At 40.4% G+C, this 15,448-nt stretch carries 13 protein-coding genes; 11 read left to right on the forward strand and 2 right to left on the reverse strand.

Annotated elements, in window-relative coordinates; all coding sequences use genetic code 11:
- Positions 1-24: 24 nt before the first annotated feature.
- Both BUA02_RS12595 and murC read right to left on the reverse strand, forming a co-directional pair.
- Positions 25-1,149, reverse strand: a complete 1,125-nt coding sequence (locus tag BUA02_RS12595; protein ID WP_083385996.1) for a DnaD domain protein — start codon at positions 1,147-1,149, stop codon at positions 25-27.
- A gap of 341 nt (positions 1,150-1,490) precedes the next feature.
- Positions 1,491-2,885, reverse strand: a complete 1,395-nt coding sequence (gene murC / locus BUA02_RS12600) for a UDP-N-acetylmuramate--L-alanine ligase (protein WP_072704731.1) — start codon at positions 2,883-2,885, stop codon at positions 1,491-1,493.
- Positions 2,886-3,144: 259 nt separating this feature from the next.
- Between murC and BUA02_RS12605 the strand changes: the two genes are divergently transcribed.
- The 11 genes from BUA02_RS12605 (at position 3,145) to BUA02_RS12655 (ending at position 15,368) form a co-directional block, all read left to right on the forward strand.
- Positions 3,145-4,419 carry a glucose-1-phosphate adenylyltransferase gene (locus BUA02_RS12605; RefSeq protein WP_072704734.1) on the forward strand — a complete coding sequence of 425 codons (1,275 nt, stop codon included), beginning with the start codon at positions 3,145-3,147 and terminating at the stop codon, positions 4,417-4,419.
- Positions 4,416-5,534 carry a glucose-1-phosphate adenylyltransferase subunit GlgD gene (gene glgD / locus BUA02_RS12610; protein WP_071177132.1) on the forward strand — a complete coding sequence of 373 codons (1,119 nt, stop codon included), beginning with the start codon at positions 4,416-4,418 and terminating at the stop codon, positions 5,532-5,534. The genes BUA02_RS12605 and glgD overlap by 4 nt, the downstream gene beginning before the upstream one ends.
- 36 nt (positions 5,535-5,570) lie before the next feature.
- On the forward strand, positions 5,571-5,858 hold the full coding sequence (gene spoVG / locus BUA02_RS12615; protein WP_071177131.1) for a septation regulator SpoVG: 288 nt from the start codon (positions 5,571-5,573) through the stop codon (positions 5,856-5,858).
- 104 nt (positions 5,859-5,962) lie between these two features.
- Entirely contained in the window at positions 5,963-6,583 is a 621-nt protein-coding gene (pth, locus tag BUA02_RS12620; protein WP_278300759.1) for an aminoacyl-tRNA hydrolase, read from the forward strand.
- Positions 6,584-6,586: 3 nt separating this feature from the next.
- Complete coding sequence (gene mfd, locus BUA02_RS12625; RefSeq protein WP_072704737.1) at positions 6,587-10,156, forward strand: transcription-repair coupling factor; 3,570 nt, start codon at positions 6,587-6,589, stop codon at positions 10,154-10,156.
- Positions 10,157-10,173: 17 nt separating this feature from the next.
- A complete protein-coding gene (locus BUA02_RS12630; protein WP_072704741.1) occupies positions 10,174-11,907 on the forward strand; it encodes an ABC transporter ATP-binding protein in 1,734 nt (577 codons plus the stop codon).
- 78 nt (positions 11,908-11,985) lie between these two features.
- Entirely contained in the window at positions 11,986-12,705 is a 720-nt protein-coding gene (locus BUA02_RS12635) for a hypothetical protein (RefSeq protein ID WP_071177128.1), read from the forward strand.
- Positions 12,706-12,848: 143 nt separating this feature from the next.
- Positions 12,849-13,400: a DUF2975 domain-containing protein gene (locus tag BUA02_RS12640; RefSeq protein WP_072704745.1), complete on the forward strand. Its 552-nt coding sequence runs from the start codon at positions 12,849-12,851 to the stop codon at positions 13,398-13,400.
- Positions 13,401-13,410: 10 nt separating this feature from the next.
- Positions 13,411-13,635 carry a helix-turn-helix domain-containing protein gene (locus BUA02_RS12645; protein WP_071177543.1) on the forward strand — a complete coding sequence of 75 codons (225 nt, stop codon included), beginning with the start codon at positions 13,411-13,413 and terminating at the stop codon, positions 13,633-13,635.
- On the forward strand, positions 13,632-14,246 hold the full coding sequence (locus BUA02_RS12650; protein ID WP_072704748.1) for a CPBP family intramembrane glutamic endopeptidase: 615 nt from the start codon (positions 13,632-13,634) through the stop codon (positions 14,244-14,246). The genes BUA02_RS12645 and BUA02_RS12650 overlap by 4 nt, the downstream gene beginning before the upstream one ends.
- Positions 14,247-14,375: 129 nt before the next feature.
- Complete coding sequence (locus BUA02_RS12655) at positions 14,376-15,368, forward strand: helix-turn-helix domain-containing protein (protein WP_072704751.1); 993 nt, start codon at positions 14,376-14,378, stop codon at positions 15,366-15,368.
- The last annotated feature ends 80 nt before the right edge of the window (positions 15,369-15,448 follow it).

The following is a 15,448-nucleotide window of genomic DNA, read 5'->3' on the forward strand; positions in this document are numbered from 1 at the left end:
CAAGATTCCCCAATCCTATAAGAGTTAGTTGTCCAGAAGCTTTTCTTCTAGTTCAGCAAAATTATATGTATTTTGCTGGAACTGATTGAAGCGGTTCTGGTTGCCGCTTTGGCGAATATATGATTCGTCAGAGCGGAGTTTACTATTGATGGATGATACAGAAGCCATTGATCTCTTTTTCTTGAGATCAGCGGTGAAATCAGCATCTAATCTGGCAATATCCTCCCTAGTTTCAACCTTTTTCTCATGCCAGCTGCGAAGAATGCTATCACAGTATTTCAAGCGATTCTTCTGGGTTGCCATAACAGTGCGGTCGCAGGCTTCTGCAATGATATCCATCGAAAATCCCAACTCCCCTCGCCACGAGCTGATGAAGTTCCCCTCCTTCTCAGTAGGACTGTTGTCCATTCCCAAGGCTTTCATGATACTGATGACTTCAGGATCATGTTTGTAGATTTCCGCGCGTGCCTGTTTTGGCGTTTTGATGCCTTCCTGACTCCAGGATAATGCTACCTTCTCAACATACCTGAAATCAGTTTTATGATTATCGACGCAATACTGCATCAGATAGTCCAAAAGATCATCTGAGAACTTGAGCTCATCATGGATGTAGTACAAAGTGAGCATCTCAGTAGAAGCAAGAGGTCTTCCAAAATACTGCTCGGCAAGGAATACAATGTTTGCACCTTCTGTCTGCTTGAAAGCACGAAGCTGAGCTGCAGAATACTTTGGCTTGCTAGGTGCGACAACTTCAGGAAGCTCTTCCTTGTGATCCTCAAAGCTGCTTTCTCTATGAGATGAAACAGTTCTAAGAACAGTGTCGTTCTTTCTACGTCCAAGGTTCTGTGGAGCAACAATGTCTTCCATATGGATTCCGGTGAGGTTACCGGAAACATCATACTCAAGACTGATAAGCTCTTTCTTTTCCCAGTATTTGAGGGCGCGAATTACGTCCTTCTCAGTATGATTAAATTTATCTGCCAATGCTGAAACGCTGGTTGGCAGATTGGCGCTCATCATACGCAGTAAAAATAAGTAAATCTTGATCTGCGCATCATTGGCGTCCTGCATGTATTCATCAATGAAAATATTGGAAACATTGGTAGAATCCTCCCCCAAATTATGACTAATAGTTACTCGCCCCATCATATACTTTTATCACCTGCTTTACAAATTATCCGAGAACATTTTTAAGTACCATCGTCGGTCACTTCTTTTTATGTTCCTCAGAACAATTCAAATCTTACCACACAAAAAATGTAAAAGATATGGGTAAAAGTAACGAAGAAATCCAGCACTGGTGCGGTGTTTCACGTTTTGTGAAACATTGTGGACAATGTGGATAATGTGGATTAATTGATATAACAAATAAAAAAACAGCCAAACCATCGGCACTTATGATTTCAAAAATAAGTGACAATTTTTTGGCTGTTATCCACCGAGATTGATTTACATAAATCCATTTCAAAAAGTGGATATGTGGATAAGTGTTACTGACCTAAGAGTTCATTACCGATTTTAACAACATCTCCGGCACCCATGGTTATCAACAAATCTCCTTTAGTGCAATTTTGCAAAAGGAATTTTTCAATTTCAGCAAAGTTTTCATAAGTTGGAAAATAATTACACTCATGTCCAAGTTCAATGATCTTGTCTCTGAGAGTACGTGAGCTGATTCCAAGGTTGTCAGTCTCTCTTGCAGCGTAGATATCAGCAAGGATAACGTGATCTGCAAGTGAAAGAGCTTCTGCAAACTCGTTCATAAGAGCTTTGGTCCTGGTGTAGGTATGTGGCTGGAATACACACCAGATCTTGCCGTGTGGATAATTCTGAGCTGCTGTAAGAGTAGCCTTTATCTCTGTTGGGTGGTGAGCGTAATCGTCGATGATAGTTACGCCGTGAATCTCACCCTTGTACTCGAAACGTCTGCTTGTTCCGCCGAAGAGACTAAGGGCTGTGACTACATGCTCTTTATCTATATCTAATATAGTAGAAACAGCAATTGCTGCCAAAGCATTATATACGTTGTGGATACCTGGAACAGCAAGCTTAATGTCAAGAACACTGCCATCTTTGAGATGAGCCTTGAAAGCAGGGTTACCGTGATCATCGTAAGTAATATCTGTTGGATAGAAGTCACAATCAGATGTTGAACCGTAAGTGATGATGCTGCACTTAAGTCCGTCAGTAATATATGAAAGATTGTCTATGTCGCCGTTAATAATAAGGCTTCCGTCTGCTGGAAGGAGCTCAGCAAATTTCCTAAATGAATGTCTGATGTCATCAATGTCTTTGAAGAAATCAAGGTGATCAGCGTCTATATTAGAAATAACACTGATCTTAGGGAAAAAGCTAAGGAAACTGTTAGTGTACTCACAAGCCTCTGTTACAAAGTACTCTGACTTACCAACTCTGATGTTGCCTCCGATATCCTTGAATACTCCGCCGATTGAAAGAGTAGGATCTGTGTCAGCCTCTAAAAGAATCTTTGAAAGCATTGATGTTGTAGTAGTTTTACCGTGTGTTCCGCTGATTGCGATTGGAAGACCATATTGCTTCATGATCTGTCCAAGAAGTTCAGCTCTTGTGAGCATTGGGATACCTGCATTCTTGGCAGCAACAAATTCTGGGTTATCAGGATGAACAGCCGCAGTATAAACAACTACGTCTATAGGCTGCATCTTTTCGATGTTTTCAGCCTTCTGACCATAAAGAATAGTAACGCCCTGGTTCTCAAGATTTTCAGTCATTGCAGATTTTTTTGAATCAGAACCTGAAACTTTGAATTTTCTTTCTATTAATATGCTGGCAAGTCCGCTCATGGAAATTCCGCCGATTCCCATGAAGTAGACATGGACCGGTTTATCAAAATCAATTGTGTACATAACAATCCTCGATTCATTAGTATCATTGTAAAGTATAACGCATTATATTCTAACACTATTTCCATCAATGTCAAAAAGCCCTTTGTAAAATAGTTTATGATATTGTGTAGACATAAATATCTAAATTGTGTTTTTTTAATGAATTCTTTATGTTATACTTTAATATATGAAAGAAGCGATTTTCTGAGACATGTAAAAGCATGTATGGTGTATCAAAGTTACTTGACTATAATGGCGTAAAAATGCAACGAGGTGAAACATGATAAAAAAAGAGATGATCGCCATGCTGCTGGCAGGGGGCCAGGGCAGCAGACTGGGAGTTTTGACAGCTAAAATGGCAAAGCCCGCAGTTTCATTTGGGGGAAAGTATAGGATCATAGATTTCCCACTTAGCAATTGCATCAATTCTGGAGTAGACACTGTTGGTGTTCTTACACAGTATCGTCCGCTCCGACTCAATTCTCACATTGGCATTGGTATTCCATGGGATTTGGACCGAAACTTTGGTGGAGTAACAGTACTTCCTCCATATGAAAAAAGTTCAAATAGTGAATGGTATACCGGTACTGCTAATGCAATTTACCAGAACCTAGAATATATGGAAAATTATAATCCAGATTATGTTCTGATCCTTTCCGGTGATCATATATATAAGATGGATTATGAAACTATGCTCGATTTTCACAAGGCAAGTCATGCTGATGCTACTATCGCTGTTATGCCTGTACCTATGGAAGAGGCCAGCAGATTCGGTATCATGATCACTGACGACGACAAGAAGATCGTAGACTTTGAGGAAAAACCAGAACATCCACGTAGTAATCTTGCTTCTATGGGTATCTACATTTTCTCATGGGATGTTTTGAAGCAGGCACTTATCCAGAATAAAGATCAGGCTGGTCTTGATTTTGGTAAGCATATTATTCCTTATTGTAAGGAGCAGGGTAAATCTCTTTATGCTTATGAGTTCGATGGATACTGGAAGGATGTAGGAACACTTACTTCTTACTGGCAGGCAAACATGGAGCTCATTGATATAGTTCCTGAGTTCAATCTCTATGAGGAGTATTGGAAGATCTTTACATCAAGCGATGTTCAGCCGCCTCAGTACCTTGGACCAGAAAGTGCTATTGAGAGAAGTATCGTAGGCGAGGGATGTGAGATATACGGTAAGGTATACAACTCAGTCATAGGCCCTGGCGTAAAGATAGGAAAAGATACAGTAGTCAGCCACTCTATTATCATGAATGAGACGGAGATCGGTGAAGGCTGTAACATAGAAAAAGGTATCGTTGCCGAGAAGGTAAAGATTGGAAATGGTGTTCAGATCGGAGCCTTTGAGGAAAAAGAAAATGAGACCAAGCCAAGCATCTATTGCGAAGGTCTCTGCACTGTCGGCGAGAAGTCAGTTATTCCTGACAATGTACAGATTGGAAAGAATACAATGATTTCAGGTATCACTGTTCTGGAAGATTATCCAAATGGAGTTCTCGATAGCGGTAGGACATTAGAGAAGGCAGGTGATGAGGCATGAGAGCGATTGGAATTATCTTAGCGGGCGGAAGTAGCAGCAGGATGCATGAGCTCTCCAAGAAAAGAGCGGTTTGCGCTATGCCTGTGGCTGGTTTTTATAGAAGCATTGATTTTGCGCTTAGCAATATGACTAACTCACATATACAGACGGTTGCAGTGTTTACCCAGTACAATGCAGGAAGTCTTAATTCACACCTTAGTTCTTCCAAGTGGTGGGACTTCGGCCGTAAGCAGGGTGGTCTATATGTCTTTACCCCGGCTGTTAAGGCTTCAGGAAATTTGTGGTACAGAGGAACTGCAGATGCCATTGCGCAAAACCTTGATTTCCTACGCAGCTGCCACGAGCCATATGTGATCATTACTTCCGGAGACTGCGTTTACAAGATGGATTACGGCAAGCTCCTTGAGTATCATATTCAGAAGCAGGCTGACATCACAGTAGTTTGTAAGGATATGCCGGCAAGTATAGATACCGAGAGATTTGGTACTATCAGGATGAATGAAGAGAGCAGGATCGAGGAATTCGAAGAAAAACCTGTGGTATCAAGGTCCAATACAATCTCCTGTGGTATATATGTCATCAGACGAAGACAGCTGATCGAACTTATTGAAAGAGCTGAAGAGGAAGAAAGATACGACTTCGTTCGAGATATTCTTGTCAGATACAAGGATATGAAGAGAATATACGGATACAAGATCAAGGAATATTGGAACAACATCGCTTCTGTTGAGGATTATTTCAGGACCAACATGGATTTCCTTAAACCAGAAGTAAGACAGTATTTCTTCCGCGAGTATCCTGGTATATACACCAAGGTAGTTGATCTTCCACCAGCCAAGTATAACGTAGGTGTGAGCATCAAAAATAGTTTGATCTCCAGTGGATGCATAATAAATGGTGCAATAGAAGATTCCGTCATATTTAAGGGGGCTTTTGTAGGGAATAACTGTTACATCAAAAATTCAATCATACTGAATGATGTATACATCGGAGACAATTCTCATATAGAAAACTGCATTGTTGAGAGTCATGGAACTATCCAGGCTAACTCCTACTACAAAGAAGAAAACGGCATAAAGATCGTAGTAGAGAACAATGAAAGATACGTAATCTAACAACCAAGTCTAATTAACCAAAGAGGGGGTTAAAAAATGAAGATAACAGACGTAAGAGTACGCAAAGTAACTAAGCAGGGTAAGATGAGAGCAGTTGTATCAGTTACATTTGATAATGAATTCGTAGTTCATGATATCAAGGTGATTGAGGGTGAGAGAGGCTTATTTATTGCAATGCCTAGCAAAAAGTCATCAGATGGCGAGTACAGAGATATCGCTCATCCTATCAATTCTGACACTCGTAAAGTCCTTCAGGATACAATCCTTGAGGCTTATGACAAAGCAGCTTTAGAAGAGCCTGCTGAAGGAGAGGCAGAAGTTTAATAATTTAGCTTGTTGCAAAGGTAAAATAATGTTAAATTAATGGGGCTTAGAATTAAACTTTCTAGGCTCCATTTTATTTCTATGTCCAAATTTTTGGAGGAGTTATGTGGGGATTATTTACAAAGCTTTTTGGCAAAAGAGAAGAGGAAACAGGAAAGATGTATGTAATAGCGGGACTTGGAAATCCTGAGAAAAAATATTTTGAAACAAGACATAACGTGGGCTTTGCTACCATAGATGCCCTTTCAGATAAATACAAAATTGAACTTACAGAAACTAAGTTTAAGGCAGCCTTTGGCAAGGGCAGAATAGGAAACGAAAGAGTGATACTTGTTAAGCCACTTACCTATATGAACCTTAGCGGAGAGGCAATCAGACCAATCTGCGATTACTTCAAGGTTGATTCCAAGGAAGAACTCATCGTCATATCTGATGATGTAGATCTTGATGTAGGAAAGATAAGAGTCAGACCAAAGGGAAGTGCCGGCGGTCATAACGGTCTTAAGAGTATCATCGCTCAGCTTGGACACAGCGAGTTTAACCGCGTGAGAGTTGGTGTTGGCAAGAGACCAAAGGAATACGACATGGTGGACTGGGTCCTTGGACACTTCCAGGGAGAAGACGCAGTCTCTATCAAAGAAGGCATTAACAAAGCTGTAAACGCCGTAGAGGAGATCATCTCAACCGGTGTAGACAGCGCCATGAATGATTTTAACGGTAAATAATTAATGAGAGCTATCACTACTCCTTTACATGAATTAAAAGAATTCGAAGAGATAAATAAATATCTTGAAAAACCTTTTGCCTGCGCCGAAGTTACTGGATGCGTTGATTCTCAAAAGCTCCACTTCATCGATAGTCTTGGCGCAGACTTTAAGTATAGGATCATCGTTACATATTCTGATCTCAGAGCAAAAGAGATCTACGAAGACTACAAGTTCTACGACAGAAATGTAACAGTCTACCCAGCCAAAGACCTTATTTTCTATCAGGCTGATGTTCATAGTAATGAAATCGTAAGACAGCGTATCAGGTGCATGCGAAGACTTATCGAAGGAAGACCTGTTACTGTTGTTACGACCTTTTCTGCCCTTATGGCACCACAGATCCGCCCAGAGATCATAAAAGAGAATATCCTGTCTATTGATAAGCACAAGCCTATCGATGAATTAGAGATTTCCAAAAAGCTCATAACCATGGGCTATACCAAGAACTATCAGGTTGAAGGACCTGGTGAGTTTTCTGTCCGCGGAGATATTGTGGATGTCTTTGATCTTACAGAGGAAAATCCATACAGAATTGAGCTCTGGGGAGATGAGATTCAGTCAATCCGAAGCTTTGACATTCTTTCCCAGAGATCTCTTGAAAAGCTTGAATCCATTGAGATTTATCCAGCATCTGAGATCATTCTGGATGAAAAGAGACTTGAAGAAGGCATGGAGAGAATTCAGGAAGAGACTGACAGATGCGTTGAAACTCTTAGAAGTGAGTTCAAGACCAAAGAAGCCCATCAGTTAAAGACTCAGACTGAGGAACTTAGAGAGCAGCTCTTTGAACTTAAGACAACAGTTAATCTAGAGAGCTATATCAGATACTTCTATGAAGATACCGTAACCATGCAGGAAATGTTCCCAAAGGGAAAGAGCTGCATTTTTATTGACGAGCCTGGCCGAGTAGCAGAGCATGCTATGGCGATAGAGGCTGAGTTCAGAGAGAGCATGACCCACAGAGCAGAGAAGGGCTATGTTCTCCCAGGGCAGATGGGACTTTTATACAGTACAGATAACTGCGTAGCCAGAATGGAGAACGGAAGACGAGTTATCCTGTCTACTCTTCAGCTTCCCAAGAGTCAGAATATCTTTTCACCTGAAAAGAGCTGGGACATCAAGACAAGGAGCGTTGCCCCTTACAACAACAGCTTTGATGCACTGGTAAAAGACTTAAAGAATTATGTTAAACAGGGATACAGAGTACTGATCCTCTCTGGCTCTAGAACAAGAGCAAAGAGAATTGTTGAGGACCTTAGAGATAATCTTGTTACAGCATTTTATAGTGAAGACCCAGGAAGAGTGTTAAAGCCTGGTGAGATCATGACCTACTACGGCAGGATCCTTAAGGGCTTTGAGTATCCTGATATCAAGTTTGCTGTAATTGCTGAGTCAGATATTTTCACAGAGCATGTTAAGAAGCGCAAAAAGAAAAAGAGCGCTTATCAGGGCGAGAAGATATCTAATTTTGCAGATCTTAAGATCGGTGACTATGTAGTTCACGAAGACCACGGCCTTGGAATCTATAGAGGTATCGAGAAGATCGAGACAGACCACGTGGTTAAGGATTATATCAAGGTGGAGTATGGCGATGGCGGCAATCTCTATATTCTTGCTACAGGCCTTGGAGTTATCCAGAAATACGCTTCTGGCGGAGATGATAACGAGAGAACCCACAAGCCCAAGCTCAATAAGCTTGGAAGTGGTGATTGGAGTCACACTAAGAGCAAGGTCAAGGCAGCAGTAGAAGAGGTTGCCCAGGATCTTGTAGAGCTTTATGCCAAGAGGCAGCAGGCACAGGGGTATCAGTTTAGTAAAGATAATGTATGGCAGCAGGAGTTTGAGGATGCCTTCCCATATCAGGAGACAGAGGACCAGCTCACTGCCATCGAAGATACAAAAAGAGATATGGAATCCTCTAAGCCCATGGACAGACTTGTCTGCGGCGATGTGGGATTTGGTAAAACAGAGATTGCGATCCGTGCAGCCTTCAAGGCAGTTCAGGATGGCAAGCAGGTTGCTGTGCTGGTTCCAACCACTATCCTTGCTCAGCAGCACTACAATACTTTCTCAGAGCGTATGAGGGATTTCCCTGTACGTGTTGACTTGATGTCAAGGTTTAGGACAGCAGCAGAGCAAAAGAGAACTATAACAGATCTTAAGAAAGGCCTTGTGGATATTGTTATCGGAACCCACAGACTTCTTTCTAAGGATGTTCAGTACAAGGACCTTGGCCTTCTCATAGTAGATGAGGAGCAGAGATTTGGCGTAACTCACAAGGAAAAGCTAAAGGTATTAAAAGAGAATATCGATGTTCTGACTCTTTCTGCTACACCTATTCCTAGAACTCTTCATATGTCCCTTGTGGGAATCCGTGAGATGAGCGTTCTGGAGGAGGCTCCTAATGATAGAATGCCTATTCAGACCTATGTTATGGAGTACAATGACGAGCTTGTCCGTGAAGCTATCGTAAGAGAGCTTTCAAGAAACGGTCAGGTTTATTACGTATACAACAGAGTCAACACCATAGCGGATGTGGCTGCACAGATCCAGAAACTGGTTCCGGAGGCTAACGTTGCCTTTGCCCATGGCCAGATGAAAGAGTCTGAGCTTGAAAGGATCATGTATGACTTCATTGATGGAACTATAGATGTACTCGTGTCTACTACAATCATTGAAACTGGTCTTGATATTCCTAATGTTAACACCATGATCATTCATGATTCAGATAAGATGGGACTTTCACAGCTCTATCAGCTCAGAGGACGAGTAGGAAGATCTAATAGAACAGCCTATGCTTTCCTTATGTACAAGAGAGACAAGATGTTAAAAGAGGTAGCAGAAAAGAGACTCTCAGCTATCAGAGAGTTTACAGACCTTGGCTCTGGCTTCAAGATCGCCATGCGAGATCTTGAGATCAGAGGCGCAGGTAGTCTCCTTGGAAGAAAGCAGTCTGGACATATGCAGGCTGTAGGTTATGACCTATACTGCAAGATGCTAGGCGAAGCTGTTAGGATCAAGAAGAATGAGATTCCAGATGGAGATTATACTCTTGCTGAGATCAACACAAATATTGACCTTGATGTAAGTGCCTTCATTCCTGATACCTACATCATGAACGAAGAGCAGAAGCTTGAAATATATAAGAGAATCGCAAGCCTTGAGAACAAGCAGGAATGCGATGATATGAAGGATGAGCTTATCGATAGATTTGGTGAAGTTCCTGAGTCTGCAGATAACCTTCTTAGAATATCTCTTTTACGCTCCAAGGCACATAGCCTCTATGTATTAGAGATTAAGGGCGGCGATGGAACAATTGAGATAAAGGTTAGTCCAAGCGCCAAGATCGATGCTGGCAAGATTCCAGGATTTATATCAAGCTACAAAGGAAACATGGCATTCCACAGTACCACAGTGCCAGTATTTGTCTATAAGTACAAAAAAGAGAGCAATCCAAACAAGGCTGAGAAGCAGCTCTTGGAGGAAGTTGAGGCTGTAGTTGAGAAGATGACTACGCTTGTTAAGGAGTAATGGGAGGAGACTACTAGATGAAGCTGATAAAGAAATTTATTCCTTACTACAAACCATATATTGGAGTGTTTTTATTTGACCTATTTTGCGCGTCGGTGTTGTCGATTATCGATTTGGCCTTTCCACAGTTCCTTAGAATCCTTAGGAGTACTCTTTTTCTTGAGGAGCCCAAGGTGATCCTTAGCAGACTGGGAATCTTGGCGTTGGCCTTGATCGTTATGTATGTAATCAGGTATCTTTGCAGATACTACGTAACTTACCAGGGACATATGATGGGAGCCCGCATGGAATCTGGTATGAGAAAAGAGCTCTTTGACAGATACCAGGCTTTTTCATTCTCATATTATGACACTCATAATACCGGTGAAATGATGAGTAAGCTCGTGTCGGATCTTTTTGATATATCTGAGCTTGCACACCACGGACCTGAAAATATATTTATCTCTGTAGTCAAGATCGTAGGCTCTTTTATCCTCCTTTTGAGAATAAATGTGCCTATGACACTGTGCCTTGTGGCTGTAGTAATTTGCATGGCTTTTTTCTCTATTAGTCAGAACAAAAAGATGCGTGCCACTTTCTCAGATAATAGAAAGAAAATAGCAGGTATCAATTCTTCACTTCAGGATACACTTGGCGGCATCCGCGTAGTTAAGTCTTTTACCGGAGAAGCAATAGAGGCTGAGAAGTTTGACAGATCAAACATTGCCTTCCTTGATTCCAAAAATGCCAACTACAGGAGAATGGCCTGGTTCCACTCAGGAAATAATTTTTTTGAGGGACTTATGTTTGTGACAGTGCTTGTGGCAGGCGGTTTCTTTATTGCCAAGGGACAGCTTACTGGGGAAGATCTTGCTATCTATGCTCTTTATATCAATATCTTTATCAATCCTGTAAATGTCCTTGTTGAGTTTACGGAGCAGCTTCAAAAGGGACTTGCTGGTTTTGAGAGATTTACTGAGGTCATGGAGACCATGCCTGAGATTGTTGACAAAGATGATGCTAGAGAGCTCAAGGATGTTAAGGGCGTAATTGATTACGAGAAGGTTTCTTTTGCCTATGGTGATGAAGAGGCAGTACTAAAAGATATCGACCTTCATGTAGAAGCTGGAAAGTCAGTTGCAATCGTTGGACCATCTGGCGGTGGTAAGACTACCCTTTGTTCACTTCTTCCTAGATTCTACGATGTTACTGCAGGAAGCGTTAAGATTGACGGAACAGATATCAGAGATGTTACTCAGAAATCTCTTAGATCCTTTATTGGTATAGTTCAGCAGGATGTATATCTTTTTAATGGAACGGTAAAAGAGAATATTGCATACGGCAGGCTTGATGCTACTATGGACGAGATAGTAGAAGCTGCAAGAAATGCTGATCTTCTTGAGTTTATAGAGAGCCTTCCAAATGGTTTTGATACACAGGTAGGAGAACGTGGAGCAAGGCTTTCTGGCGGACAGAAGCAGAGAATTGCTATTGCAAGAGTATTCCTTAAGAATCCTCCAATCCTGATTCTTGATGAAGCTACAAGTGCACTTGATAACGAAAGTGAGAGATATATTCAGGAGAGTCTTGATAAGCTCTCTGTTGGTAGAACTACTATTACTATTGCCCACAGACTTTCTACTATCCTAGGCGCAGATGAGATAATCGTTCTGGATGAGGATGGTATCAAAGAAAGAGGCAATCACAAGGAGCTTATCAAAAAAGGCGGACTCTACGAGAAGTACTATCGAATGCAGCTTGGAACAATCTGATAAACTATCTGATGCAACGGATATGTTTTTAAATTTGTATAATAGATATACAAATACTTCTAAAGGAAGGTAAGTGATATGGATTACAAAGACGGTGGAATCCCAAAAACAATTGAAGAATTAAAGGATTACTGTGAAAGAAATGGCTTTACAGCTAGTAAGACAAGATTCTTTATTGGCTTTAATTATCAGGGAGCCAGAGCTTTTGGTATCTATAAAGATGAAGAAACTGGAGAATTTGTTGTCTATAAAAATAAAGACGACGGAACCAGAAATGTTCGTTACAGAGGAACTGATGAAGAATTTGCTGTAGTTGAGCTCTATGACAGACTTCAGAAAGAGATTGACAATCAGAAACTTCACTATGCTGCAGAGATGGCAGAACGTGAGAGAAATAAGTACGAGGGAAGAAGCTCTGGTACATATTGCACTTTGGATGACAATGCTGACAGCTATGAATATATAAAGAATTTCCATGCTTCAGATTATCCGATCAATTCTTTTGTGGATGAAGCCAAAGAATATTTTAAAAATAACGAAAATGACAGCCATAGTAGTTATGATCATTATGATTATAGAGGACATTCTAATTCACAGGGAGGTGGAGCTCTTGGCGTTATTATCAGCATCGTTATCCTGATATTATCACTTCTCTTTGGATTTGGTGGTGGTGGTTTTAGTAGCTATGATCGTTATGATTCAGGGTATAGCAGTTATAGTAGCTATGACAGTTATGATAGTGGATGGAGTTCAGATAATTGGGATTCCGGCTCAACAGACTGGGGCTCAGACTGGTAATTAATTTGGAAAAATAATTTTTTAATGTTTTACGATAAAAAGTGTTGACACTCATATAATCGTATGATATAAATAATTTAACGATAAACGTTAACGTTTTAAACTAATTCATTTATATTATTTAGATTATATGAGGTGGCGACATGCAAAAATCAAATTTAAGAAACATAACAGCGGTTATGGCAAAAATCATTGAAGTACTCAGTTGGATTGGGGCAGTATGTATTGTTCTTTCTATGATAGTTCTTTTTGCGACAAGGGATATGATTGCAGAAGCTTACAAACGCGGGGCGTTTGATTCACAGAGCATATCTGTTACAGGAGTAGATTCAGAGGCATTTATAAATTCCCTTATGAATGGCTCCGGAATTGTGGCTCTTGTTCCTTTCGTATTCTTTTGTGCACTCTCAGCCCTAATTTTCAGAAACATATATAAGGTTTTCCAGAAGGCTAATGGAGATTCTCCTTTTTCAGAGGCCAATGTCAAGAGAATCAAGAATATCGGTTATTATGCGCTGGCTATTCCTGTGAGCAAAATTGTTATGTATGCAGTTTTTGCTGTAATCGTAGGAATAAATAATCTTAACATCTCAATATCATTATCAGAGGTGGTATTTGGATTAGTAGCCCTTTGCCTTGCTCAGTATTTTGCTTATGGAGCAGAACTTCAGCGTGAAGTTGATGGATTGCTGTAAGGAGGCGTCTATGGGAAGAATAGTGTTAGAACTCGATGTTATGATGGCAAGACGTCACATGTCTTTGAATGAGCTTGCTGATAAGGTCGGAATATCCAATGTAAATTTGTCCAAGATTAAGAATAATAAAGTTAATGCAGTTCGCTTTGGCACACTTGCAGGAATCTGTGATGCCCTTGAATGTGAACCTGGAGACATCTTAAAATATGACCCTAATGGTGAGGCACAGGAATGAGTTTGTTTATTAGCACATTAGTAAGTGCTGTCATTCAAGTAATCCTGTTTTCTCTTGTGCCTTTTATCTGGTGGCTTATATTCCATAGAAAAAAAGAAAGCTTCTTTTCTTTCGTAGGAATAAAGAAGCCAGATAAGAGCAAGGTGAAATCGATATTTATAGCAATGATAGGAGTCCTTTTAGTCTGCGAGGGGCTTGGAATCATTGAGAAATATTGCCTTAGAGGATTTGAGACAGCTGACAGTACTTTTTCGGGAATGGGAATATCTGCCATAGGTAGTGTAATTGTATACGCTTTTGTTCAGACAGCTTTTTCTGAAGAGATTTTCTTTAGAGGTTTTTTGTTAAAAAGATTAAGCGCAAAGCTAGGGTTAGCAACAGGTTCAAAAATCACAGCTGTTATCTTTGGGACTATGCACGTTGCTCTGGTATATGCCACAGGCAGAACTCTTGGTATAATATCTTTTGTAGCATTATTGGTTTATCCAATGGTTGTTTCACTCCTTCTGACATGGGTGAATGAAAAGAAAGCTAATGGATCAATATTACCTGGATGGTTTATCCACGGAATTATAAATTTGATAGAGGGAATTGGTCAATTATCTCTATAAGTGCCCTAAATTAGCGCATTTGCAACCGCCAGTTGACAAATTTCAAAGCTAACTTTATAGATAGCAACCGATATTTTTCGTAATCTGAATACATCAAAAAACAAATTTCAGATACGGAGGAAAATAAAAATGATATTAGCAGACAAAATTATCAATGAGAGAAAGAAACTTGGATGGTCCCAGGAGGAACTTGCTGATCAGCTTGATGTATCAAGACAGTCAGTTTCAAAGTGGGAAAGTGCACAGTCAACACCGGATCTTAATAAGATACTGAAGATGGCAGATCTTTTTGGTGTAAGTACTGACTACTTATTAAAGGATGAGATTGAGGTTGTTGATTCATCCGAATATAAGGAAGATGTTGCTTCTTATAACGAAGATACAAGAAAAGTTTCATTGGAAGAGGCTACAAGGTTTTTAGAGGTTGTTAAGAGAACTGCTCCTAAGGTGGCATTTGGTGTTTCTCTTTGCATTGTTTCACCAGCGCTTCTTATGTTTCTTTTAGGATTTTCTGAGATGGGTTACATAGGTGAAAACCTTGCTGTTGCTATTGGTATAGTTGTACTTCTTGTGATGGTAGCATGCGCTGTGTTTATGTTTATCATGATAAATCAGGAGCGTAAGCCTTTTGAGTTCCTTGAAACAGTTAAGATTGATACAGCTTACGGCGTTGATGGTATGGCCAAGGAGAGAAAGGCTGAATTTGAGAGTAGACGCACCATGATGGTTGGCTTTGGCGTTATGTGCTGCATCCTTTGTAGTGTTCCACTTATCATCTCAGCTCTTTTCTCAGAGAAATGCGGAAATGAGTCACTTGTAGTATTTATGGTTGGAGTTCTTTTGATCTTGGTTTCTACTGGCGTTAACCTTATCATAAACGGTAGTGAGTATTCTACAGCATGTGACAAGCTTCTTCAGAGCGGCGATTACACACTTGAAGGAAAGAAAGCTTCTAAGAAGATTGGTAAGATTGGTTCAATTTATTGGCCTGTAGTTGTTGCAGCATACCTTGGAGCTAGCTTTATTACAGGTATGTGGGAGTATACATGGATCATCTGGCCTGTAATGGCAGTTCTTTTTGGAGCTGTTGCCGGCATAGTTAAGGCAAGTATGAAGGAATGAATATTATTGAACGAAAACTGCTTGAAATATCAAGCAGTTTTTTGTGCCTATTTTACCTGTGTAGTACGAGGTGAAATACA

Source organism: Butyrivibrio hungatei DSM 14810, assembly GCF_900143205.1.
GTDB lineage: Bacteria > Bacillota > Clostridia > Lachnospirales > Lachnospiraceae > Butyrivibrio > Butyrivibrio hungatei.